The sequence below is a fragment of the Streptomyces sp. NRRL B-1347 genome, assembly GCF_000720325.1.
In the GTDB taxonomy this organism is placed as follows: domain Bacteria; phylum Actinomycetota; class Actinomycetes; order Streptomycetales; family Streptomycetaceae; genus Streptomyces.
On the sequence record NZ_JOJM01000002.1, the window covers coordinates 192,299 to 214,956 of the forward strand.

General features: G+C 72.7%; 21 protein-coding genes. 12 read left to right on the forward strand and 9 right to left on the reverse strand.

Annotated features, from left to right (window positions below; all coding sequences use genetic code 11):
* Nucleotides 1-7: 7 nt before the first annotated feature.
* Both IG74_RS0102320 and IG74_RS0102325 read right to left on the reverse strand, forming a co-directional pair.
* A complete protein-coding gene (locus IG74_RS0102320; protein WP_030668672.1) occupies nucleotides 8-1,303 on the reverse strand; it encodes an N-acylneuraminate cytidylyltransferase in 1,296 nt (431 codons plus the stop codon).
* Between the two features lie 98 nt (nucleotides 1,304-1,401).
* A complete protein-coding gene (locus IG74_RS0102325; protein WP_030668675.1) occupies nucleotides 1,402-2,751 on the reverse strand; it encodes a DUF6716 putative glycosyltransferase in 1,350 nt (449 codons plus the stop codon).
* A gap of 198 nt (nucleotides 2,752-2,949) precedes the next feature.
* Here IG74_RS0102325 and IG74_RS0102330 point away from each other — a divergent pair, with 198 nt between their 5' ends.
* Both IG74_RS0102330 and IG74_RS0102335 read left to right on the forward strand, forming a co-directional pair.
* Nucleotides 2,950-3,930, forward strand: a complete 981-nt coding sequence (locus tag IG74_RS0102330) for a glycosyltransferase family 2 protein (protein ID WP_030668679.1) — start codon at nucleotides 2,950-2,952, stop codon at nucleotides 3,928-3,930.
* Nucleotides 3,931-3,962: 32 nt separating this feature from the next.
* On the forward strand, nucleotides 3,963-5,369 hold the full coding sequence (locus IG74_RS0102335; RefSeq protein ID WP_051854471.1) for an alpha-2,8-polysialyltransferase family protein: 1,407 nt from the start codon (nucleotides 3,963-3,965) through the stop codon (nucleotides 5,367-5,369).
* A 259-nt stretch (nucleotides 5,370-5,628) separates the two neighbouring features.
* Here IG74_RS0102335 and IG74_RS0102340 read toward each other — a convergent pair whose 3' ends face one another.
* Complete coding sequence (locus IG74_RS0102340; RefSeq protein WP_199818763.1) at nucleotides 5,629-6,279, reverse strand: TetR/AcrR family transcriptional regulator C-terminal domain-containing protein; 651 nt, start codon at nucleotides 6,277-6,279, stop codon at nucleotides 5,629-5,631.
* A gap of 37 nt (nucleotides 6,280-6,316) precedes the next feature.
* Here IG74_RS0102340 and IG74_RS0102345 point away from each other — a divergent pair, with 37 nt between their 5' ends.
* The 3 genes from IG74_RS0102345 (at nucleotide 6,317) to IG74_RS0102355 (ending at nucleotide 9,338) form a co-directional block, all read left to right on the forward strand.
* The gene (locus IG74_RS0102345; RefSeq protein WP_051854449.1) at nucleotides 6,317-7,798 is read left to right on the forward strand and encodes an FAD-dependent monooxygenase; all 1,482 of its coding nucleotides are present in this window, start codon (nucleotides 6,317-6,319) and stop codon (nucleotides 7,796-7,798) included.
* Complete coding sequence (locus tag IG74_RS0102350; protein WP_051854472.1) at nucleotides 7,795-8,292, forward strand: MarR family winged helix-turn-helix transcriptional regulator; 498 nt, start codon at nucleotides 7,795-7,797, stop codon at nucleotides 8,290-8,292. Before IG74_RS0102345 ends, IG74_RS0102350 begins: the two co-directional genes overlap by 4 nt.
* A gap of 104 nt (nucleotides 8,293-8,396) precedes the next feature.
* Nucleotides 8,397-9,338, forward strand: coding sequence for a L,D-transpeptidase family protein (locus IG74_RS0102355; RefSeq protein WP_078868510.1), 942 nt, complete (start codon nucleotides 8,397-8,399; stop codon nucleotides 9,336-9,338).
* A 417-nt stretch (nucleotides 9,339-9,755) separates the two neighbouring features.
* Here the strand turns inward: IG74_RS0102355 and IG74_RS0102360 are convergent, their stop codons facing one another.
* The 3 genes from IG74_RS0102360 to IG74_RS0102370 all read right to left on the reverse strand — a co-directional run bounded on the left by IG74_RS0102360 (nucleotide 9,756) and on the right by IG74_RS0102370 (nucleotide 12,876).
* Nucleotides 9,756-10,988: a hypothetical protein gene (locus IG74_RS0102360; RefSeq protein ID WP_051854450.1), complete on the reverse strand. Its 1,233-nt coding sequence runs from the start codon at nucleotides 10,986-10,988 to the stop codon at nucleotides 9,756-9,758.
* Complete coding sequence (locus IG74_RS0102365; RefSeq protein WP_030668695.1) at nucleotides 10,988-11,659, reverse strand: RNA polymerase sigma factor; 672 nt, start codon at nucleotides 11,657-11,659, stop codon at nucleotides 10,988-10,990. The genes IG74_RS0102360 and IG74_RS0102365 overlap by 1 nt, the downstream gene beginning before the upstream one ends.
* A gap of 326 nt (nucleotides 11,660-11,985) precedes the next feature.
* Nucleotides 11,986-12,876 (reverse strand): hypothetical protein, encoded by an 891-nt coding sequence (locus IG74_RS0102370; RefSeq protein ID WP_030668697.1) that lies wholly within the window; start codon nucleotides 12,874-12,876, stop codon nucleotides 11,986-11,988.
* Between the two features lie 241 nt (nucleotides 12,877-13,117).
* Between IG74_RS0102370 and IG74_RS0102375 the strand changes: the two genes are divergently transcribed.
* Nucleotides 13,118-14,515: an FG-GAP and VCBS repeat-containing protein gene (locus tag IG74_RS0102375; protein ID WP_158857380.1), complete on the forward strand. Its 1,398-nt coding sequence runs from the start codon at nucleotides 13,118-13,120 to the stop codon at nucleotides 14,513-14,515.
* 78 nt (nucleotides 14,516-14,593) lie between these two features.
* On the opposite strand, the gene IG74_RS0102380 is transcribed toward IG74_RS0102375, so the two are convergent.
* The 3 genes from IG74_RS0102380 to IG74_RS0102390 all read right to left on the reverse strand — a co-directional run bounded on the left by IG74_RS0102380 (nucleotide 14,594) and on the right by IG74_RS0102390 (nucleotide 17,442).
* Nucleotides 14,594-15,112, reverse strand: coding sequence for a hypothetical protein (locus tag IG74_RS0102380; RefSeq protein WP_234334183.1), 519 nt, complete (start codon nucleotides 15,110-15,112; stop codon nucleotides 14,594-14,596).
* A gap of 92 nt (nucleotides 15,113-15,204) precedes the next feature.
* Nucleotides 15,205-15,717, reverse strand: a complete 513-nt coding sequence (locus IG74_RS0102385; protein ID WP_030668708.1) for a hypothetical protein — start codon at nucleotides 15,715-15,717, stop codon at nucleotides 15,205-15,207.
* A gap of 120 nt (nucleotides 15,718-15,837) precedes the next feature.
* Nucleotides 15,838-17,442: a beta-N-acetylhexosaminidase gene (locus IG74_RS0102390; protein WP_030668711.1), complete on the reverse strand. Its 1,605-nt coding sequence runs from the start codon at nucleotides 17,440-17,442 to the stop codon at nucleotides 15,838-15,840.
* Between the two features lie 340 nt (nucleotides 17,443-17,782).
* Between IG74_RS0102390 and IG74_RS0102395 the strand changes: the two genes are divergently transcribed.
* The 6 genes from IG74_RS0102395 (at nucleotide 17,783) to IG74_RS0102420 (ending at nucleotide 22,655) form a co-directional block, all read left to right on the forward strand.
* A complete protein-coding gene (locus IG74_RS0102395; protein WP_063761201.1) occupies nucleotides 17,783-18,349 on the forward strand; it encodes a 2-oxo-4-hydroxy-4-carboxy-5-ureidoimidazoline decarboxylase in 567 nt (188 codons plus the stop codon).
* Nucleotides 18,350-18,498: 149 nt separating this feature from the next.
* A complete protein-coding gene (gene sdhC / locus IG74_RS0102400; protein ID WP_078868512.1) occupies nucleotides 18,499-18,879 on the forward strand; it encodes a succinate dehydrogenase, cytochrome b556 subunit in 381 nt (126 codons plus the stop codon).
* 8 nt (nucleotides 18,880-18,887) lie between these two features.
* Nucleotides 18,888-19,370 (forward strand): succinate dehydrogenase hydrophobic membrane anchor subunit, encoded by a 483-nt coding sequence (locus tag IG74_RS0102405; RefSeq protein ID WP_030668720.1) that lies wholly within the window; start codon nucleotides 18,888-18,890, stop codon nucleotides 19,368-19,370.
* A gap of 16 nt (nucleotides 19,371-19,386) precedes the next feature.
* Nucleotides 19,387-21,141 carry a succinate dehydrogenase flavoprotein subunit gene (gene sdhA, locus IG74_RS0102410; RefSeq protein WP_030668723.1) on the forward strand — a complete coding sequence of 585 codons (1,755 nt, stop codon included), beginning with the start codon at nucleotides 19,387-19,389 and terminating at the stop codon, nucleotides 21,139-21,141.
* Nucleotides 21,141-21,902, forward strand: coding sequence for a succinate dehydrogenase iron-sulfur subunit (locus IG74_RS0102415; RefSeq protein ID WP_030668726.1), 762 nt, complete (start codon nucleotides 21,141-21,143; stop codon nucleotides 21,900-21,902). Before sdhA ends, IG74_RS0102415 begins: the two co-directional genes overlap by 1 nt.
* Nucleotides 21,903-22,055: 153 nt before the next feature.
* The gene (locus IG74_RS0102420) at nucleotides 22,056-22,655 is read left to right on the forward strand and encodes a Uma2 family endonuclease (protein WP_030668727.1); all 600 of its coding nucleotides are present in this window, start codon (nucleotides 22,056-22,058) and stop codon (nucleotides 22,653-22,655) included.
* Nucleotides 22,656-22,658 lie beyond the last annotated feature (3 nt).

A 22,658-nucleotide genomic window follows, 5' to 3' on the forward strand; every position in this document is an offset into this window, starting at 1 on the left:
ACTTTCCTTAACTGTTGAGGGAGGGGCCGAGGATCCAGGCGGCGATCTCTCGGATCGCGCCGTCACCGCCGGGGACGGTGGTGACCGCGCGTGCGGCGCCGCGCACGACGTCGTGGGCGCTCGCGACCGCCACGGGCCAGCCGACGAGGCCGAAGCACGGGAGGTCATTGACGTCGTTGCCGACGTAGAGCACGCGCTCGGGAGCGATGCCCTGCTCCTCGCACCACTGCTTCAGTGCGAGGTCTTTGCGGTCGATGCCGTGCAGCACGGGGAGCTTCAGCTTCCGTGCGCGCGCGGCGACGACCGGGTTCTGTTCCGTGGACAGGATCAGCATCGCCAGGCCCGACCTGCGCAGGGCCGCGATGCCGAGGCCGTCACCGCGGTGCACGGTGACGAACTCCCGTCCGTCGGAGTCGATCAGCACCCTGTCGTCCGTCTGGGTGCCGTCGAAGTCGAGTACGACCGCGTCGATGTCGTCGCGGGTCGGGAGCGACGCCTCGTCCCCCGAGCGCACCGCGTCGAAGAGCGGGGCGAGGGCGCGGGCGCGGGCCAGGTCGTGCGGGTCGTCGATCTCCAGGACGCGCGCGGGGTCGGTCCGCACGAGTTCGGTGTGGCCGAAGAAGCGGTGCTTGTGCTCCCGGAAGCCGGCCGCGGCCATGCCGTAGGCGGCGCCGGTCTCCAGGAGGTCCTGGGGGCGGTCCTGGCGGCGGGGGCGGAAGGACTTGTCGTGGTTGACGCCGTAGCCGCCGGAGGTGGCGGTGCCGGTGACGACCTTGGTCGAGCCGCCCTCCGCGGCGGTGCGCTCGCCCTCGATGGCGGGCGGCTCGTCGCTCGCGTCGCGCCAGACGAAGCCGTGGAAGGGGGCCACGGTGTGGGCCGTGTCCGCGCCGCCCCCGACGATCGCCTCGACGATGCCGTCGACGTCCTCGTGGGTGATGAAGGGGCTGGTGCACTGGACGAGGAGGACCACGTCCACCGGAGTGCCGTGCAGCGCCTCGTGCGCGTCCATGGCGTGCAGGACCGCCGCCTCGCTGGTCGCCGTGTCGCCCGCGATGGCGGCGGGGCGCAGCACCACCTCGGCGCCCGCGGCGCGCGCGGTCTCGGCGATCACCGTGTCGTCGGTGGACACGACGACGTGGGTGACCAGGCGGGACGCGGTGCACGCGCGGACCGCGCGGGCCACCAGGGGGACGCCGCCGACCGGTGCGAGGTTTTTCGCCGGCACCCCCTTGGAGCCGCCCCGCGCGGGGATGACGGCGAGGACGCGGCGGGCCGCTGGGCCCTCCGCCTCGGGCTTGGACATGGAGGCTCCTTCAGGGGTGCCAGGTGCGTCAGGGGTGCCTGGTGGGGGGTACTGGCCTTGCTGCGGGATCACGGCCCTGCCGTCCCGGTGCGGCCCGGTCACAGCTCGCCCATCCGCCGGATCACCGGCGCGACGCGCTGGACCCCGTGCCGGTAGGCGCCGCGCGCCGCGCTGCGGACGGCCTGGCGCACGGGGCCCGGCTCGCGGTCGGCGGTGGGGGCGCCGGGCAGCGGCGCGCCGTCGGGGCCGAGGTGGTGGCGGGCCAGGATGCCGGGCAGATAGCCGGGGGCCGTGACCTGCGTGTAGTACGGCTGGAGCGGCGGCAGGCCGCCGTCGGCGGCGCGTCCGACGAGCTCCGCGACGCGCTTGCGGGCCTCGTCGAAGGCCGTGTCGTAGGTGCCGTCGGCGGCGACGCCCTGGCGCGCGACCCAGGCGGGGTCGGGCTCCGGGACGTGGCCGGTGTCGAGCTGGTTCCAGGAGGCGAGGCAGCCCGAGCCGATGAAGTGGTGGTTGCCGTGCGCCTCGCGGATGCCGAAGTCGGTGAGGACGGCCGTCGGGACGCGCCGGTGCAGGGCTTCGAGTGCGGCCGTGGAGCTGACCGTGACCAGCAGGTCGGTGCGGTCGAGGACCTCGCCCATGTGCCCGTAGACGAGGCGGAAGTTGGGCGGTGTGTCGATGCCCTTGACCAGCTTCTGGTACGGCAGTTCCTCGATGTGCGTGGTGTGCTCGCCGGGCTTGCTGCGCAGCTTGAGCAGGACCTCGCGCTCGGGGTGCAGGCGCGCGTGCTGGACGAGCCGGTCGAGCAGGTACGAGCGGTCGGCGCGCTTCTCCGGTACGGAGGGCTGGGCGGCGAAGACGACCGTGTAGGGGTCGCGGGGCGCGTACGGCTCGCCGCCGAGGAACGGCAGGGCGGCCTCCGTGACGCTGTCGGCGTCGGCGCCCACGCCCTCGTACACCGCGCGGAAACGCTCCGCGTCCTGGCGGGAGTTGGCGAGGACGACGTCCGCGCCGTGGCGCAGGAGCAGGCCGTCGGCGAGCTTCTCGTAGACGACGCCGACGTAGCCGGTGACGACGACGGGCCGCTGCCGGGCGCCGGACCAGTCGCGGGCGAGGCCGTGCAGGACGGCCTGGACGCCGCCGCCGACGAGGGCGAGCACGAGCACGTCGTACTCCGCGGCCCGGCCGCGCATCTCGCTCAGGAACTCGATCGCGGTGACCTCGCGCAGGCTGTCCGCCCGCACGCCGACCTCGTCGAGCTGGCGGGGCGTCGGGGTGGCCCGGCCGCGCAGCAGATATCCGTCGAGGCGGACGTCCTGAGGGGTGTCCTCGGGGGCGGCCCGGGCCCCGGTGGCTCCGACGAGGCGTCGCGCGGTGAGCGCGCCCCACTTCCACCGGGTGTCGGAGTCGGCGAGCACGGCGACCCGCGTCGTCTTGTTGCTTACTGGCACAGCGAAGACGCTAGGAAGGCATTCCGATTCGTGGCCCAACTCAGGTGCAACAAACGGTTAACAGCGTGCCGACGAATGGCGAAGCGGCCTGGCAAATGTGTGACGGCAGGCCCGGTTAACCATTCCGCCACGCTTCGTTCACCTGACATCCCACCACGGGTCAAGACGAATGCCGGGCCGACACCTAACGTCTCGCACGTGGTTAAGCTCTCCGTCATCGTGCCGTTCTACAACGTGCAGCAATACGCACCCGACACCTTGAAGTCTTTGCGTGCGAACGCGCGTGACGACTTCGAATTCATTCTCGTCGACGACTGCTCGGCGGACGAGACGCCGGACATCCTGGAGCGGGCCGCGCGCGAGCTCCCCGGTGCCGTGCACCTCAGACACGAGCAGAACGGGGGCCTGGCCACCGCCCGCAACACGGGCCTGGACGCGGCCCGCGGCGAATATCTGACGTTCCTCGACGGCGACGACTGGCTCGCGCCCGGGTACTTCAGTCAACTCGTCGCCTCCATCGAGGAGTTGGGCTGCGACTTCGTGCGCACCGACCATGTGCAGTGCACGGCGCGCGCCCGCAGCGTGCACCGCGTCCCGCACGGCAGGCGCGGCGTGGTGATGAGCCCGCGCGACGTGATACTGCCCGCGGACCGGTCCACGTCCGTGGACTACGCGTTCGCCTGGGCGGGCGTCTACCACCGCCGGCTCCTCGACCGCGGCCTGCTGCATTTCACCCACGGTCTGCGCACCGCCGAGGACCGGCCGTGGATCTGGCGGCTGCACCGCGAGGCGGAAACGTTCGCGGCGGTCAGCCTCTTGGGCGTCTTTTACCGGCGCGGCGTGTCGTCGTCGCTCACGCAGATCGGCGATGTGCGCCAGCTCGATTTCATCAAGGCCTTTGACCAGGTGGTGAAGGAGACGGCGGAGGACCGCGACGCGGACAAGCTGCTTCCGAAGGCCGTCCGCACATATTGCGCGATCATCTCCCATCACTTGGGATCAATCGAAAGGTTCGAGCCAGCGGTGGCGCGAAAGTTGAAGACGCTGAGCGCGGCCGCGCTCAAGCGGATGCCGCAGGGCGTCCTCGACGAGGCGCTCGACTCCATGGACCTCCAGCGGGCCACCCGCCTGCGGCGCCTGCGCCGCCGTCCGGTCGGCGCCGGGGAGGTGGCCGCGTGAGCGCCGCCGGACTGGCGGGCACCGGGTCCGCGGTGCCCGATCCGCACGCCGCCGCCCTCGCCGCCGCGACGCCCGACCACCGCCGTGGCACCACGCAGATCTTCCTGGCGTCCACGCTCTACGGCATCGCCACGCTGGCCGCCGCCCTGGACACCGACCGCTTCGGCCCGGCCGACCGGCGCGTCCTGCTGATCGCCAACAACGCGGCGACGCCCGAGACCACGCCGTCCGTCGCCACGATGCCCGGCTTCGAGAAGCTGCGGACGCGGTTCGACGACGTGGTGTCCTGGAACGAGACGATCTCCCCCTTCCACCCCGGCGGCTGGTCGCCGCGCGGCGACGACCTGCCGCTGTGGGAGCGGTACGTGCGCCTCGCCTGGGGCCTGGGCGACGACCGCGTGGAGCTGGCCGTCGAGTCGATCCAGGTGAACCCGGCGCTCGCGGTCGCGCGCATCTTCGAGGGCGCGCCCGTCGACGTGTACGCCGACGGCCTGATGAGCTACGGCCCGACCCGCAGCAAGCTCGACCCGCTGGTCGGCACCCGGGTGCGCCGGCTGCTCCACCTCGACCTGGTGCCGGGCCTGAAGCCGCTGCTGCTCACGGAGTTCGGCGTGGCGCAGGAGGTCGTACCGACCGAGACCTTCGTGAAGGTCCTCGCCGAGCTCGCCGACGACGAGACCCACGCGGGCGTCATCGACGCGCTCCCCCGGATCAGCGAGCCGGCGCTGCTCCTCGGCCAGTACCTGTCCGCGCTCGGCATCCTCACCGCGGAGGAAGAGGAGGAGCTGCACGCCACCATGCTGCGCGGCGCCGCCGAACTCGGCCACACCCGCGTCGTGTTCAAGCCGCACCCGACGGCCCCCGCGCGCTGGTCCCGGCAGCTGGAGAAGGAGGCCGAGCGGATCGGCGTCGAGCTGACGGTCCTGGACACGCCGGTGCTCGCGGAGGTCCTCTACCAGCGGATGCGGCCCGCGCTCGTCGTCGGCTGCTTCTCCACCGCGCTGCTCACCGCGTCCGCGTTCTACGACCTGCCGGTGGCCCGCGTCGGCACGGAGCTGCTCCTGGAGCGCCTGAAGCCGTACGAGAACAGCAACCGCGTCCCGGTCACGCTCGTCGACGCCCTGCTGCCGGACCTGGCCGACCGGGACGCCGTCGCCCGCCAGGGCGCGCGCCCCGACCCGCGCGCCCTGACCGGTCTGGTGCGCGCGGTGGGCTTCGCCATGCAGCCCAAGATCTACCCGAGCCTGCGTCCGGCCGCCGAGGCGTATCTGGCGGCGCACCTCAACGACCGCACCTGGCGGTACTTCAAGAAGCGCCGCCTGACGGCGCTCGCGCTGCCCGGTGGGATTCCGGTGCAGCTGGCGTTCATTCCCCGCAATGCTGCCGTACGGAAGGTTGCGCGGCGGGCCCGGTCCCTGAAGCGGGCTGCCCTGGGCTGAGCCCAGGGCTGGCCCCTTCCGGAGGGCCGGGCGGCCCGGGCGGCCCCGTTGGGTGTGCGGGTGCGGGGTGCTTGGCGCACCCCGCGACCCCGCACGCCGTTGGCCTCCTCGCCGTTTTCCCCTGCCCGTTCCCGCATCGCGCTGACGCGCTCGTCCTCAGACGCCGGACCGGCTCGAAATGTCGCGCTGACGCGCTCGTCCTCAATCGCCGGACGGGCTCAATTTGGCTGGTGCGCGGCTCAATTGGCTGGTGCGCGGCTCAATGTGTGCGCAGGGTCGTGGCGATGCCTGCGACCACCGCCGCCAGGCCCGTCTCGAAGCCGGTCTCGTAGGCTCGGAACATCTCCTCGCCCGCGGCCGCTGTCAGGGGGTAGTCCTTCAGGCGCTCGGCGCGGGCGGCCAGGTCGTAGCCGTCGCCGCCCGTCGCCGGGTCCGGTCCCGTGGCCTGCTCCTCGATGACGTAGCCGATCGTGTAGCTGTACGCGGTCAGCCAGGCGCGGGCCGCCGTGCCAGGGGTGAAGCCCGCGCGGGTCAGCCGGTGCAGCTGGGCCTCCATCGGCGCGGCGTACGAGATGTCCGTGAAGTGCGTGCCGCTGTAGACCTTCGCCCCGTCGCGGTAGCGCAGGAGATGGCTGCGCAGGCCTCGCATGGACCGGGCGAGGGCGGCGGCCCAGTCCTCGTCGGCCCCGTCGTGGCCGCCCTCCAGGTCCGCCGTCATGCGGCGCAGCATCTCCGTCGCCATCTCGTCCAGCAGCGCCTGCTTGTCCTTGAAGTGCCAGTACAGGGCGGGGGCCTTGACGTCCAGGCGCTGGGCGATCGCGCGCAGGGTCAGCCCGTCGAGGCCGGTCTCGTTCAGCAGGTCGAGGGCGACGCGCGCCACCCGGGCGCGGTCCAGTCGTGTCGTAGCCACCTTGACAATTTAACACCGTTAAGCGCATCCTCCGGGTATGGCACTTAACAGCGTTAAGGAAGTGGACGTCCTCATCGTGGGCGCGGGCCCCACCGGCCTGGCCCTGGCCGTGGACCTCGCCCGGCGCGGCGTGCCCGCGCTCGTCGCCGAACGGGCCCCGCGGCTGTTCCCCGGCTCGCGCGGCAAGGGCATCCAGCCGCGCACGCTCGAGGTCCTGGACGACCTCGGCGTCATCGACCCCGTCCTGGCGGCGGGCGGCCCGGCCCCCGTGGGCATGCTGTGGGCGGACGGCGTACGGCAGGGCGAGCACCGCATGTTCGACGAGCCGGAGACCACGGAGGCCGCGCCCTACTCGGGGCCGTGGCTGCTGCCGCAGTGGCGCACGCAGGAGATCCTGTACGCGCGCCTGACGGAGCTGGGCGGCGCGGTGGCCTTCGACACGGAGGTGACCGGCCTCGACCAGGACGCGGCCGGGGTCACCGCGCGCCTCGCGGACGGCTCCGCGGTCCGGGCCGCCTACGCCGTGGCCGCCGACGGCGGGCGCTCCGCGGTGCGGCGCGCGCTCGGGGTCGGCATGACGGGTGAGACCGTCGACCCCAAGCCGTTCCTCGTCGCCGACATCCGCGTCCGCGAGGGCGCGCTCGACCGCGACAACTGGCACATCTTCCCGCCGTCGGGCGACACGGGCCTCACCGCCGTCTGCCCGCTGCCGGGCACGCCCGACTTCCAGCTCACCGCCCGGTTCACGGACGGCAGCGCGCCCGACACCTCGCCCGACGGCGTCCGCAAGGCCGTGGCCGCGCGCACCCATCTGGCGGCCGAGGACGTCACCGAGGTGCGCTGGGCCTCCGACTTCCGGCCGCGCGCCGCGCTCGCGGACCGCTTCCGCGCGGGGCGCGTCTTCCTGGCGGGCGACGCGGCCCACGTGCACTCGCCCGCGGGCGGCCAGGGCCTCAACACGAGCGTGCAGGACGCGTACAACCTGGGCTGGAAGCTGGGCCTCGTCCTGCGGCACGGGGCACCTGACGCCCTGCTCGACACGTACGAGGAGGAACGCCTTCCCAACGCCGCGCGGATGCTGGACCTGTCCACCCGCATCCACCGCGGCCAGGCCCGCAGGGGCGCGGCCACGCGCCAGCTCGGCCTGGAGTACCAGGACTCGTCCCTGTCCCTGGACACCCGGCCGCCGCTCCCCGAGGGGGGCGTGCGCGCGGGTGACCGCGCCCCGGACGGCCGCCTCGCCACCGGGCGGCGCGTCTTCGACGCCTTCCGGGGCCCGCACTTCACCCTCCTCGCCGTGGGCACACAGCCCGAACTCCCCTCCTTCGAGGCCGACTTGGTGCACGTACACCGGGCGGACGCCCTCGACGGGTACGGCGAAGGGCTGTTCCTCGTCCGCCCGGACGGCTACGTCGGCTGGGCGGGCCGGGGCGGAACGGACCCCCGGGGGAATCCCCAGGAGGATCTCCAGAAGTATTTGACCTCGACCAAACTTGAGGTCCTACGTTCATGGTCATGACGAACGACACGAACGCCACGCAGCCCGCATTCACCCCCTCCCACAGCGACGCCGACCTGGTCAACCAGCCCATCGGCTACTGGAGTACGGCAGCCGGGCAGGCCGTCGTGCACCACATCCGCACGATGCTCGCCGAGGAGGGCCTCACCCAGCCGCAGTGGTGGATCCTCAACCAGGTCCCGGCCGAAGGACCCCGCGAGCGCGCCGCCGTCGTCGACGTCCTGCGCGGCTACCTGGAGTTCGGCGAGGGCGGCATCGAGCACAACGTCGACGCCCTGCTCCGCCGGAAGCTCCTCACCGAGGAGACCGCGGACGGGGTGCGGAAGCTGGCCCGCACGGAGGCGGGCCACGAGCTCCAGCAGCGGGTCGCCGCGCGGCAGCGGCAGACCCGGCAGGAGATCCACGAGGGCATCGACGACGCCGAGTACGTACGGGCGCTCAAGGTCCTGCAGCGGATGATCCACAACGTCAACGGCTCGGCCTGGCACCACTGAGCCCCCAACAGGCCTTCGTCGAGGCGTGGTTCACAATCCTTCGCGGGTGGGAAACACTGCGGAGGGTTGGCCATCGCAGTGACACGAAGTGACATGGGGGATCCATGGGCAGGGTCGCGACCGCCAGGGCACGCGCGACGGCGGGGGCCGTCGTCGCGCTGACCCTGGCCTGCGGGTGCACGGCGCAGGCCGTCGGCACGGCGGGCAAGGACGACGGGAAGGCGGCGCCGCCGAGGCGCACGGCTTCGGACACCCCCGATCCCACCCCCACCCGCTCCCCCACGCCGAAGATCAAGTCGCCCGTCTCGCGCGCGGAGCTGCCTCCGTCCGCGGCGCCGGAACCGACACCACCGCCGTCGCCCTCGGCCCCGCCCCGGCCGAGGACGACCCCGCCGCCTCCGCCGCCCCCACCCGGGCCGGTGATCATGGCCCAGGGCAAGCGGGGCGAGCTCGTGCGCGAGCTCCAGGCACGGCTGCGCCGCCTGAGCTGGTTCCACCAGTACCCGACGGGCCTGTACGGACCGGCGACGGCCGCAGCGGTCAAGGGCTTCCAGGGCAAGCGGGGCCTCGCCCCGACCGGCGCGACGGACACCCGCACCTGGGCGCGGCTCGTGCGCATGACGGACGAGCCGACGCGCCACGAGCTCTATCCGGACGGCGGCATGCCGCCCGCGAAGCCCGACCGGCGCTGTCTGACCGGGCGCGTGCTGTGCATCAGCAAGGAGAGCCGCACCCTGACGTGGATGGTCGACGGCAAGGTCATGTCGACGATGGACGTCCGCTTCGGCTCGGAGTACACGCCGACGCGCGAGGGCGTCTTCCAGGTCTTCTGGAAGTCCCGCCACCACGTCTCGACCCTGTACGACACGCCGATGCCGTACGCCATGTTCTTCAGCGGCGGCCAGGCCGTGCACTACTCGTCCGACTTCGCGGCGCGCGGGTACGGCGGGGCCTCGCACGGGTGCGTGAACGTCCGGGACAAGGGGCGGATCGCCGACCTGTTCAAGAAGGTCAGGGACGGGGACCGGGTGGTCATCTACCGGTAGCGACGACCGGCGGCGTTGAGGGCGCGGGCGGAATCGGGGGAACGAATTCCGCCCGCGCCAATGGCACGGAGCCGTAGGTACGGGGGGAACCCCGGCTCGTGCACGGGCCGATGACCAGTCGGCTCACTCTGTACTGCGCCGGGGGGCCGGAAAGTGTCACAGGGGGGAGGTGCGGCTTGCGTCACACCCTCTGTCGGCGCTCCGCGCCTCGTCCTCAAACGCCGGACGGGCTGAAAGATCTCTGGTGCGCGCCGCATCTCGCCCGCGGACGGAATGCGGCGCGCGGCGGCACCATCCAGCCGGTCCGGCGTTTGAGGACGAGGCCGGAGGCCGATCTGCCGGGGGTCCAGGGGGCCGGGCCCCACGGCTTCGGGAAAGGGGCGGGCTTGGGGGACCCCGCGTCAGCGGCGGGCTGCGTCAGAAGACCGGGGCCGCCGTGTACGACGGAACGGGGCGCGGGTGGTGCGGCAGGGTGACGGGCGGGACGTGGCTGCCGCCCCCGGGGCGGCCGCCGTGGTGGCCCCCGCCGGGCAGGTGCCCGCCGCCGTGGTCGTCGTCCTCGTCGTCCCCGTTGCCGCCGCCGTTGCCGTTGCCGTTGCCGTTGCCGTTGCCGTTGCCGTTGCCGGGCTTGCCGCCGTTCCCGTTCCCGTTGCCGGGCTTGTCGTCGTCCTGGTCCTCGCCCTTGCCGTCCAGGACCCGCTGGCAGAACGCGCGCACGCGCTCCGAGCCGCGCGCGGCCTCCTCCAGGCTGCGGCGCTTGTCGTTCGCGAGCGCACCGCTGCGGTAGTCGCGGCAGGCGGAGACCACGTGCTTGTACCACTTGCGGCTGTTCCGCTTGCCGTCCTTGCCCGGGTCGGCGCCGTCCGTGCCGGGCGAGCCCGTGGCGCCCCGGCCGTCGCCGTCGCCGCCGTCGTCGTCGTCCGGGGCGCCGGAGCGCTCGCGGTCGTCGGGCGTCGCGGAGTCGTCAGGATCGGCGGACGTGCCGTCGTCGAGGTGGGATTCCTCCTCGTCCGGCACCTCGTCGGGCCGCGCGGGGGCGTCCGTCGACGGGCTGCGCAGCGGCCGCTCGGGCGTCTGGACGGGGGACGCGCTGGTGACGGGCTCCCGGTCGGCCCGGTGGAACGGCGAGGGGATCACACCGGCCCCCGCCGCGACCGCTACCCCGCCGGCCATGCAGGCCGCGAGGGCCGCCGCGACGCCGAGCCGCACGGGGCGGCCCCACCGCACGGGGCGTGACGCGGTGGCGGGACCGCCGATCCGCACGGGCTCGCCCGCGGGGTCGGGGGCGCCGCCGACGACACCGGACGCACCGCCCGAGGCCGCACCGGCACCGCCGGCCGTACCGGCGAAGCCCGGCCCGAACGCTCCCGCCGCCCCTTGCTCGTCCTGCGCGCCCTTCGCCGCTTCCGCGTCGGAAGCGAACGTCTGCCCGCCCCGCGCCGCCCGGAAGGCGGCCAGCGCGCCGCACTCACCGGGCAGCTCGCCGTCCGCGCCGGTCTTCGCGGGCTTGCCCGCGGACAGCGCGGCGAGGGTCTGGGCGAGCCGCTCGGCCCGTTCGCGGTCGTGATCGCCGATGCCGTCGGGCCGCTCGCCGCGCAGCAGACGCTCCGCCGCGACACGGTCCAGCCACTTGTCCTGCTCGTCGGCCATCACATGTCCTTCTGCGTCCGCGTACGCGAATGCGTCACACAGGGGGACGGGGGCACCGCACGTCCGTGCGGGTCCGGCTGCGGGGGTACGGCGCCCAGGCCGCGCGTCCGCGCGGCGTCATCGGAGCCCATCAGTTCGGCGAGCCGCTTGAGCCCGCGATGGGCCGCGGTACGCACCGCTCCGGGGCGTTTGCCGAGCGTCTCGGCCGCGCTCTTCGCGTCGAGGCCGACGACGACCCGGAGCACGACGGCCTCCGCCTGGTCCTGCGGGAGCTGGGCTATCAGGGCGAGCGCCGCGTCGGTGCCGAGCGACTCCATGGCCTCGCCCGCGGTGTCCGCGTCGGCGGGCTTGCCGGTCAGCTCGGTCTCGTCGCCGCCGATCGCGGGGCGGCGGCCGCGCATGCGGATGTGGTCGAGGGCGCGGTTGCGGGCGATGCGCGCCGCCCAGCCGCGGAAGCGGTCCGCGTCGCCGCTGAACCGGTCGAGGTCGCGGGCGATCTGCAGCCACGCCTCGGACGCCACGTCCTCGGCGTCGAGATCGCCGACGAGCGTCCGCACGTAGCCGAGCAGCCGCGGGTGCACGGCGCGGTACACAGTCCGGAACGCGGTCTCGTCCCCGGCCTGCGCCGCGAGTACGGCGGCGGTCAGCTCGGCGTCGTCCTCCCCCTGCACTGCGGGCCCCTCTGCGCCTGGCAAGGCGCGGCTCTCACGGGTCTCATGGCGCGCCGTCCGCCGCTCGCGGTCCGCCCGGAGGCGGCCCACGGTGATGGCTCGCGACACGGCGCGAAACTGCACGCTACGGCGTGAAAGCGGTGCACGTCCATGTTTGTACAACGCGCAACTAGCGGGTGACTCGATGAGGTGTGACAGAAAACGCACCCCGGACGCAGTAGGGAGTACGGACCGCCACGCGGTTCGTGCCGTGTGACGGCCGGGGCCTCTCCTGTGGGGGGTGGCGGCCCCGGCCGTTCCCACGTTCCCCCCTCCGGTGCGGTGTGTCAGACCTCGAAGAGGTCGGCGCCGCCGCCGAGGCCGTCCAGTTCGTTCGCGTCGATGGTCCGGGCCGCGGGCGGTGCCTTCGCCTCGACCGGCTCGTCGTAGTCGGACAGGCGCATGGTCATGCGGTCGCCGCCGCGCTCCTCCAGCTCCATGCCGATCAGGTACGGCTTGCCCTGGGCCGCGACGTACACGGTGGTGTCCGTGCCGTCCTGCCGCTCCACCAGCGGGATGACCTGGCGGCCGTAGCGCCACGTGGACTCCTGGGCGCGGATGGTCGTGGTGCCGGCCACCCCGTCGAAGTTGCCGATCACCTCGTCCAGGTCGCACTGCGCCGACGGCATCACGCGCTTGCCCGAACTGCCGTCGCCGGTCGGGAACTTCACGTACTTCCCGCGCAGCATCCCGATGCGCCGCTCCATCTGCGCGGCGAATTGGGGGCCGCGCTGCCGGGCGAGGGAGCTCAGCGTGTCGAGGGAGGAGTCCTGGAAGCGCACGTACGTCGCGCGCCCCTTCACCATGATCATGTCGCCGCGCATGATGCCCTGCTCGACCGTGCCGGTGCAGTTGCTCTCCCGGTCGACGTGCAGCGTCACCTCCTGGCGCCGCGCGGCGCCGGCCGCCGCGGACCCCTTGGTCTGGACGAGGTTGATCCGCATCGAGTGCGTCGCCTTCATCAGGTCCACGGCCCGCTGGGTGAGCTGCTGGCCGCGCGCCTCGTCGCGGGGCAGCTCCTTCTCGAACGTGCCGCCGCTCAGCCGCACCGGCTTCCGCTCGCCGCCGCAGGCCGCCGTGGCCGACACGAGCGAACCGGCCACGAGCGCGACGGCCGCGGCCCGCGCCCACCGGCGGCACGCGCCGCCCCGAGCCCCGCGCTCCGTCCTCAGCCCCACAGTTCCCACCGTCTCCGCCCCGCTCTGCCCGCGCGTCCACGCGCCCGTCGGACTTTTCATACGTTTCTCATGAACACTGCGCACAGCACCGCGCGGATGTCACATCCCCGGAGTGCGGGATACATCACGCGCCGTTTCCCACCACCCCGTACAACCCTCAGCGCCCCCCGTAAGTCTTACGGACTCGTTGATTCACCGGGAGTTCGCTCAGGAGCTCAGGAGTTCTCAAGGGGTGGGGTACGTGACCCTCAAGCACAAGGCCTGGCTCGCCGTGGGCAGCGTCGTCCTCGGCGGCGCCGCCGTCAGCGGCACGGGAGCGGTGGCCCACGCGGCCACCGGCACCGCGGACAGCGCCGCGGACCTGGTGGCGGGCGCGCCACGCGCGGGCGGCACGGGCGCCCTGAGCGTCGTGCCGGGCGCGGCGGGCGGCCCCGACGCGACCGCGCGCAAGAACCTCACGCAGTCGAGCCCCGGCGTCCCCGGCCTGGACGAGCCGGGCGACGAGTGGGGCGCCGCCACCGCCCGCGGCGACCTGAACGGCGACGGCCACGCGGACCTCGTCATCGGCGCGCCCGGCGAGGACGACACCGCGGGCCACAAGGACCGCGGCGCCGTCACGATGCTGTACGGCCCTGCCTTCACCTCGGGCACGGACATGCAGCTGTCGGAGGACTTCGCGTACGGCGGCGCGCGGTTCGGCTCCGCGGTGGCCGTCGGCGACTTCAACAAGGACGGCAAGGCGGACGTGTTCGCGGCGTCCACCGGGACGGGCGGCAGCTGGGCCGCGCGGTTCTCGGCGGACCACGAGGCGGCGGGCACGATCACCTCAGCCGAGCAGGCGATCTCCTTCCCGGCCGCCGCGTCCGGCGACTTCAACCACGACGGGTACGCGGACGTCGCCCTCACCTACCGGGACACGGCCGGCCAGGCCAAGGCCGTCTGGTTCCGCGGCACCCGCTCGGGCCTCAGCCGCGTCGGCCAGCTCGCCACCCGCGGCGGCCGCTCGGTCGCCGCGGCCGACGTGAACGGAGACGGCTACGACGACCTGGTCGTCGGCCAGCCCTACACCTCCGAGTCCGGCGCGCACGCGGGCGGCCAGGTCACCGTCGTCAACGGCGGCTCCGGCGGCCTCACGAGCACGGGCGCGCGGACGGTCCACCAGGCCACGGCGGGCGTGCCCGGCGCGGCCGAGGCGGGCGACGCGATGGGCTGGTCGGTCGCGGCGGCCGACGTGGACGGCGACGGCTGCGCGGACGTCCTCACCGGCGCCCCCGGCGAGGACATCACGCGCGCGGGCAAGGCCCGTACGGACGCGGGCACGTCGCTGCTCCTCAAGGGCTCGCGCGCGGGCCTGACCGGCGCGGGAGCGCTGGCCGTCAGCCAGGACGAGCCGGACGTCCCCGGTGTCACGGAGACCGGTGACCGGCTGGGCTCGTCGGTCACGCTCGCCGACTTCGACGGGAACGGCCGTCCCGACCTCGCGATCGGTGCCGAGGGCGAGGACAAGGGGGACGGGACGGTGCTTCAGCTGGATACCGGGGCCGACGGTACTGTCCTGCGGACCAGCGGGGTGTACTACGCGCGGGCTCAGCTCGGGACTCCTGCGGGGGCTCGCCTTGGGCAGGTGCTCGCGCCGTAGGGGCTTGTGCCGTGCTCGTCTGCGGGTGCGGTGTGGTTGCTCGCGCAGTTCCCCGCGCCCCTTAAGGGGCGATCCCCCTTACGGCGCGGTCCTCGCGCGGCGTGAGACCACCGCGCGCAGCACCCTGCGGCCCTCCGTCGACACGTCGAGCACCTGGCGCAGGCCGCCGCCGGGGGCGCTCGCGCCGAGGAGTTCCAGGACGCGTATCTGGCGGCGCAGCTCGGCGGCGACCAGCGGTGCCACGCCCTCGCCCGTGGCGTCGAGGAGGCGGTGGATCTGGAGCGCGGCGGCGGAGCAGCCGTCGGCCCAGGTCCGCAGCGCGCCCGCGGTGCGCTCGGCGGGGGCGGCGGCGAGCATCCGCCGGGCGAGCACCGCCGCCGGATCCGCGGCGGCATCTGCGGCCTCTGCGGGTTCGAGGGCCTGCCGCACCCCGGCGAGCGCCCCGCCCCACGCCGTGCCCTCCGCGAGGTTCGCCCACAGCGGCCTGAGGACCTGTTCGTCGACGCCGGAGCCGAACAGCGGCACACACCGGTCGAGGCAGGCGAGCCCGCTCGCGGCGAGACCCGTCTCATCGGCCTGGGCGATCAGCTCGACCAAGCTCGCACGTGACTCTTCTGGCTTCACATGCCCTTACAGCGTCCGACGGCCCGTTTCCGTCACTGCGGCCGAAAAGCACTGGCGGGCAGGGCCTACTGCGGCAGCACCCCGAGCCGGTCGAGGAACCGGAAGAACAGCTGCTCCGCGGACGGCTCGGGGTCTGCGCGGAGCACGTCGAGGAGCGCCGTGGAGCGCGCCCGGCGGCCCGCCTCGGCCGCCCAGGCGACGGCGCGCTCGGCGGCGTCGCGCGGCTCCAGGAAGTAGTCGTCGACGGTCAGCTCGGCGGCGGCCAGGTACCCGGCCATCGCGGCGCGCGCCAGGCACGTCGTCCACGCGCCGCTCTCCGGCGCGGCCGCCTCGACGACGACGCAGTCGCTGTCCATCACGTAGCCGAAGAGGGCGGGCGCGCCGGTCTCGGCCGCCAGCGTGTTCATGTTCCCGACGTCCCTGGCCTCCTCGGTGGCCTTGCTCGGGCACTCCCACACCTGCCAGCCGTCGGGCCGCCGCTCAAGGAGTGCGAGCTCGCCCCGCGCCCCCGCGAGCGCCGTGCACTCCCCCAGCGGGCGCGCGCTCCTTCCCACGACGTAGTAACCCCAGTAGCCCATCTCCCCGCCCCCGTCGTACTCGCACCGTGCCTGTGCTGCCGTGGCCGCACACCCTAGGCGGCCGCCCTCTTCCCCCCTAGTTGGCCCGCCGGACCGCGTCCTCAAACTCCGGAGGGGGTTCTAGGCTCCGCCGCCCTCCACCTGCCCCGCAAGCGTCACGAAGTCGCGCCACGGCCTGGCCGGTTCCCTCGCGTCCCACAGCTTCTGCGCCGTCGCCCGCAGCGGCATCCGGATGCCCCGGGCCACCTGCTCCTGCGTCTGGGCCCCGGCGAGGTCGCACCAGACGGCGAAGACGGCGCCGAGTATCCGCTCGTCGTACGCGGGGTCCACCGGCCGGGTGCCGCGCAGGACGCGCGGGGTCCACTGCTCGTAGACGCGCTGTCCGGTGGGGTAGGCGAAGTCGTTCGGCTCCCCCAGGACGTAGTAGAGGTACTCGTCGTTGTAGTTGACGACGTCACGGCCCTCGCGCAGGTACTCGACGGGCTCGCGGGCGCCGAGCTCCTTGCCGGTCCAGTACGCGACCTCGACGCGCTCGTCGGCAGCCGTGACGCCGCCGCGGAAGAAGCCGTCGTTCCAGGCCCGGACGGACCGCGCAGGGCCGACCGCCCGCGCCCGGTCGTTCAGCCACGCCGTCGCCAGGTCCTGGATCCGGGCGCCGGGGCCGAGCCGCTCGCGCGCGGCCGCGGCCAGGCGCGGATAGGCCGCCTCCGGGTCGCGGACGACCAGGGCCTGGTACTCGTCCGCGCCGATGTGCCACTGCCTGCCGGGGAACAGTTCGCCGTACTCGCGCAGCAGGTCGTCGACGATCCGCGCCGCCTTCGGGTTCGCTATGTCCACGGCTCCCCGCGTCGCCACGCCCCGGGTGTCCCGCAGCTGGAGGTCCGGGTGCGCCTTCAGGACCGCGCCGAGGTGCCCGGGCGAGTCGATCTCCGGTACGACGGTGATGTGCCGGCTCGCGGCGAGGTCGACGATGCGGCGCACCTGCTCCTTGGTGAGGTGCTCTGCGGACACCACCTCGGGGTGGGACTCCGAGGCGACGCGGAAGGCCTGGTCGTCGGAGAAGTGCAGGCCGAGCTCGTTGTACTTGAGGTCGCCGAGCTCCTCGACGCGCCGCTCGATCCACTCGGCCGAGAAGTGCTTGCGGGCGATGTCGACCATGAAGCCGCGCCGCGGCTTCGCGGGCGCGTCCCGCACGACGCCCTCGGGCGCGGCGCCGTCGGCGCGCACGGCCTGCTTGAGGGTGCGGGTGCCGTAGAAGACGCCCGCCTCGGCGGGTGCGGTGACGCGGACGGTCCGGTCCTTCACGGTGAGCGTGTACGACTCCGGGTTCCGGCCCTTCGCCGCGCGGTCCAGGTCGAGCCGCACGTCGCCGGGGCGCGCCCGCGCCTCGCCCCCGTACCGAAGCCGCAGCTCACCGGCGAGCAGCCGGGCCTCGTCCCGGAGGCCGGGGTCGCCCACGACCACGCGGCCCCCGGGCCCGGGGCGCCAGCCGGGGCCGCGTGCGGGGGTGTGCTCGCGCACGGCCGGTATGGTCCGCGGCGCCCGGGACAGGGCGTAGGACCGCGAGGGCTCGGGGGTGGGCTCGGCGGCCGCGGAGGACGTGGGCGCCCGGCCGCCCCGCCGTCCGCTCCCGCCGTCGCCGTCGCCGTCGGGCCAGGCCACCAGGGCGACGACCACGGCGCCCGCCGTGACGACGCCCCCGCCCACCAGGGCCGCGCGCCGCATCACCGCGGGTCACCCCCCGTCGCACCGGGGACCACCGCGTCGGCACCCGGCACCGCGGGCCCCGCCGTCCCGACGGCCCACACAGCCCGTATATCCCATACAGCCCGCACAGCCCCGCGTATCAAGGCGTCCACTCCTCCACGCTAAGCCCCGTGTCACCCGCCCCGCCCGTCCACCCGGCGCCGTCAAACTCTCCTATCCGGATGAATTCGCCGCGCCGATTCCGGAGAGCGGACGGACACCTCTCCCGTCACCCCGATAGCGTGGCGCCCCGTCACTCACCCGTCTGCACCTCCGCCGAGGAGCCCCCCTGCCGTCGCACCGCGCCATACCGGACCCCATGGGATCTCCGGGATCTCCGGGACCGCTGGAGCCCCTGAACACCGCGCCCGCCGACGAGGTCCAGCGCACCCTCCTGACCTGCTGCGGAAGCAGCCACTGGGCCCGCAGGCTGACCGCCCACCGGCCCTACCCCGACCTCGACGCGCTGCTCGCCGCCGCCGACGAGGCCGCGTACGACCTGACGCCCGCCGACCTCACCGAGGCCCTGGCCGCCGAGCCGCTCGAACCGGCCGTGGCGCCGGGCAGCGCCTACACCGCCGCGGCCACCGCCCTGCGCGCCGCCCACGCCGCGTACGAGAGCCGCTTCGGCCACGCCTTCGTGATCTGCCTGGACGCCACCGCGCCCAGCGAGGCCCTCGACCACCTGCTCGCCTCCCTGCGCGACCGGCTCGGCAACGACCCGGAGGAGGAGCTCGCGGTGGCCGCGGACGAGCTGCGGCGCGCGGCCCGTGCCCGACTCACCCGACTTGTTCACAACTGGCAGGAAATCTCCGTCCCGCACCCGTCCCGGCAGCCGGAGCGGCCCCGCGCGACGCGCAGCGATAGCCCGTACGTACCAGTTTGATTGCCTGTTTGATCACACCCGAGGACCCCGGGCAAGCCCACCGACAACTCGTCGATACGATGACGAGCGGCCGGTGGACCGTACCCGGCCGGGCTCGTCCGACAGAGAAGCCGGCCGACCCCCAATCCCCGCTCCCGGAGGGTTCTTCCGTGCCGGCTGGAACGCTGTACCGCGGCCGGGAAGGAATGTGGTCCTGGGTGGCTCATCGAGTCACCGGCGTCCTCATCTTCTTCTTCCTGTTCGTACATGTCCTGGACACCGCTCTCGTCCGCGTATCGCCCGAGGCGTACGACGAGGTCGTGGCTACCTACAAGACGCCGATCGTCGCGCTCCTCGAGTACGGCCTGGTCGCCGCCATCCTCTTCCACGCGCTCAACGGCCTGCGCGTCATCGCCGTCGACTTCTGGTCGAAGGGCCCGCGCTACCAGAAGCAGATGCTCTGGACCGTCGTGGGCGTCTGGGTCGTCCTGATGGTGGGCGCGCTGTACCCGGTCCTCGGCCACGCCGTCCGTGAACTGTTCGGGAGCTGAGGCCAGACATGTCCGACACCACGCTTGAGAAGTCCGGAGTGGGCCCCGTCGAGGGTGACTCCCTCTACGACGTCGACAACCCCGCGCCCGTCATCGAGGCCCCCCGCAAGCGCACGTCGAAGACGCCGCGCGCCACCCGCGGGAACTTCGAGATGGCCGCGTGGCTGTTCATGCGCCTGTCCGGCGTCGTCCTCGTCGTCCTCGTCATCACGCACCTGCTGATCCAGCTGGTGCTCGACGGCGGTGTCTCGAAGATCGGCTTCGCGTTCGTCGCGGGTCGCTGGGCGTCCCCGTTCTGGCAGGTCTGGGACCTGCTGATGCTGTGGCTCGCCATGCTGCACGGCGCGAACGGCCTGCGCACGGTCATCAACGACTACGCGGAGCGCCCGAACACGCGCCTGTGGCTCAAGGGCCTGCTGTACACCGCCACGGTGTTCACCATCCTCCTGGGCACGCTGGTGATCTTCACCTTCGACCCGAACATCCGCTAAAGCCGAGGCGACCCCAGTGAAGATTCACAAGTACGACACCGTCATCGTCGGCGCGGGCGGCGCCGGCATGCGCGCCGCCATCGAGGCGACGAAGCGCAGCCGCACCGCCGTGCTCACCAAGCTCTACCCCACGCGGTCCCACACGGGCGCGGCGCAGGGCGGCATGGCCGCCGCGCTCGCCAACGTGGAGGAGGACAACTGGGAGTGGCACACCTTCGACACGATCAAGGGCGGTGACTACCTGGTCGACCAGGACGCCGCCGAGATCCTCGCGAAGGAGGCCATCGACGCGGTCCTCGACCTGGAGAAGATGGGCCTGCCGTTCGGCCGGACGCCCGAGGGCCAGATCGACCAGCGTCGGTTCGGCGGTCACTCCCGCAACCACGGCGAGGCCCCGGTCCGCCGGTCCTGCTACTCGGGCGACCGCACCGGCCACATGATCCTCCAGACCCTCTACCAGAACTGCATCAAGGAGGGTGTGGAGTTCTTCAACGAGTTCTACGTCCTCGATCAGCTCATCGTGGAGGAGGACGGCGTCAGGAAGTCGGCGGGCGTCGTCGCGTACGAGCTGGCCACCGGCGAGATCCACGTCTTCCAGGCGAAGGCCGTCATCTACGCCTCGGGCGGCACCGGCAAGTTCTTCAAGGTGACCTCGAACGCGCACACCCTGACCGGTGACGGCCAGGCGGCCTGCTACCGGCGCGGTCTGCCCCTCGAGGACATGGAGTTCTTCCAGTTCCACCCGACCGGCATCTGGCGCATGGGCATCCTGCTGACGGAGGGCGCCCGCGGTGAGGGCGGCATCCTCCGCAACAAGGACGGCGAGCGCTTCATGGAGAAGTACGCGCCGGTCATGAAGGACCTCGCGTCCCGTGACGTCGTCTCGCGCTCCATCTACACGGAGATCCGCGAGGGCCGCGGCTGCGGTCCCGAGGGCGACCACGTCTACCTGGACCTGACGCACCTCCCGCCGGAGCAGCTCGACGCCAAGCTCCCGGACATCACGGAGTTCGCGCGCACGTACCTCGGCATCGAGCCCTACACGGACCCGATCCCGATCCAGCCGACCGCGCACTACGCCATGGGCGGCATCCCGACGAACGTCGAGGGCGAGGTCCTGTCGGACAACACCACCGTCGTCCCCGGCCTGTACGCGGCCGGCGAGGTCGCCTGCGTGTCGGTGCACGGCGCCAACCGCCTGGGCACCAACTCGCTGCTCGACATCAACGTCTTCGGGCGCCGCGCGGGCATCGCCGCCGCGGAGTACGCCGCGAAGGCCGACTTCGTGGAGCTGCCGGAGAACCCGGCGGGCCTTGTGGTCGACCTGGTCGAGCAGCTCCGCGACTCCCAGGGCACCGAGCGGGTCGCGGAGATCCGCAAGGAGCTCCAGGAGACGATGGACGCCAACGTGATGGTGTTCCGTACGGAGCAGACCATCAAGACGGCCGTCGAGAAGATCGCCGAGCTGCGCGAGCGCTACAAGAACGTCTCGGTCCAGGACAAGGGCAAGCGCTTCAACACCGACCTCCTGGAGGCCGTCGAGCTGGGCAACCTGCTCGACCTCGCCGAGGTCATGGCGGTCTCCGCCCTCGCCCGCAAGGAGTCCCGCGGCGGTCACTACCGCGAGGACTACCCCAACCGCGACGACGTCAACTTCATGCGCCACACCATGGCGTACCGCGAGGTCGCCGACGACGGCAAGGACTCGATCCGCCTCGACTACAAGCCGGTCGTCCAGACCCGCTACCAGCCGATGGAGCGTAAGTACTGATGGCAACCCCGACGATGGACAAGGTCGAGGCGGAAGCCGCGGCCTCGGACCACCTCATCACCGTCACCTTCCGGATCCGCCGGTTCAACCCGGAGGTCTCGGCGGACGCGGTCTGGGAAGACTTCCAGCTGGAGATCGACCCGAAGGAGCGCGTGCTCGACGGTCTCCACAAGATCAAGTGGGACCTGGACGGCACGCTGACGTTCCGCCGCTCCTGCGCGCACGGCATCTGCGGCTCGGACGCCATGCGGATCAACGGCAAGAACCGCCTGGCCTGCAAGACCCTGATCAAGGACATCAACCCGGCCAAGCCGATCACGGTCGAGCCCATCAAGGGCCTGACGGTCCTGAAGGACCTCGTCGTGGACATGGAGCCGTTCTTCCAGGCCTACCGCGACGTGATGCCCTTCCTGGTCACCACGGGCAACGAGCCGACGCGCGAGCGCCTCCAGTCCCCCGAGGACCGCGAGCGCTTCGACGACACCACGAAGTGCATCCTGTGCGCCGCGTGCACGTCGTCCTGCCCGGTCTTCTGGAACGACGGCCAGTACTTCGGCCCGGCGGCGATCGTGAACGCGCACCGCTTCATCTTCGACAGCCGTGACGAGGCGGGCGAGCAGCGCCTGGAGATCCTGAACGACAAGGACGGCGTGTGGCGCTGCCGCACCACGTTCAACTGCACGGACGCCTGCCCGCGTGGCATCGAGGTCACGAAGGCGATCCAGGAAGTGAAGCGCGCCCTGATCACGCGCCGCTTCTGAGCCTCCGGCTCGGCTCGCAGTGAGGGCCCCGCCCCCCGGTTCCGCACCGGGGGCGGGGCCCTCACTCGTTCTGGTGCACGATTCGGCTCCGGACGCCCGGGCCTGCTTCGTCCTACGATGATGCTCTCGACACCAGCCCACAGGAGGCACGCGATGTCCGCAGCATCCGTCGAGCAGCCGCACGACGACCGACCGCTGATCGCAGAGGCCAACAGGCTTAGGGACCGCAATCCGGGCTACCGCGTCGAGATCATCGGAGGCCAGATCCTCGTGAGTCCGTCCGCAGATGGCCCCCACGGCGATGTCCTGACAGAGCTCATGCTGCCGTTCCTCTCTGCGGGCCTGCAAGGCACAGACACACGAGTCATCCAGGCGTTCGGCCTCTGGTTGCCCACCGGTGCCGAGGACCACGCGATTCCCGATCTAGCCGTCGTGGACGCCGACTACCGGGACCACTACATCGAGAACGGGTGCTACGACCCCGCGGTCTTCCGCCTGGTCCTAGAGGTCACCTCAAGCAACTACCAGACGGACCTGCGCACCAAGGTCTCCGCGTACGCCGAGGCCAAGGTCCCCGTCTACGTCATCGTCGACCGCAAGCACCAGCGGCTCCACGTCCTCACCGACCCGGCAGCTGACGGCTACGCCAACCACCAGGTCCACGCCCCCGGCCAGATGGTCGCCCTTCCAGACTCGATCGGCGCCAAGGTGTCCCTGGACGTGACGGCCCTCCTGGAAGCCGGGAAGCATTAGCCC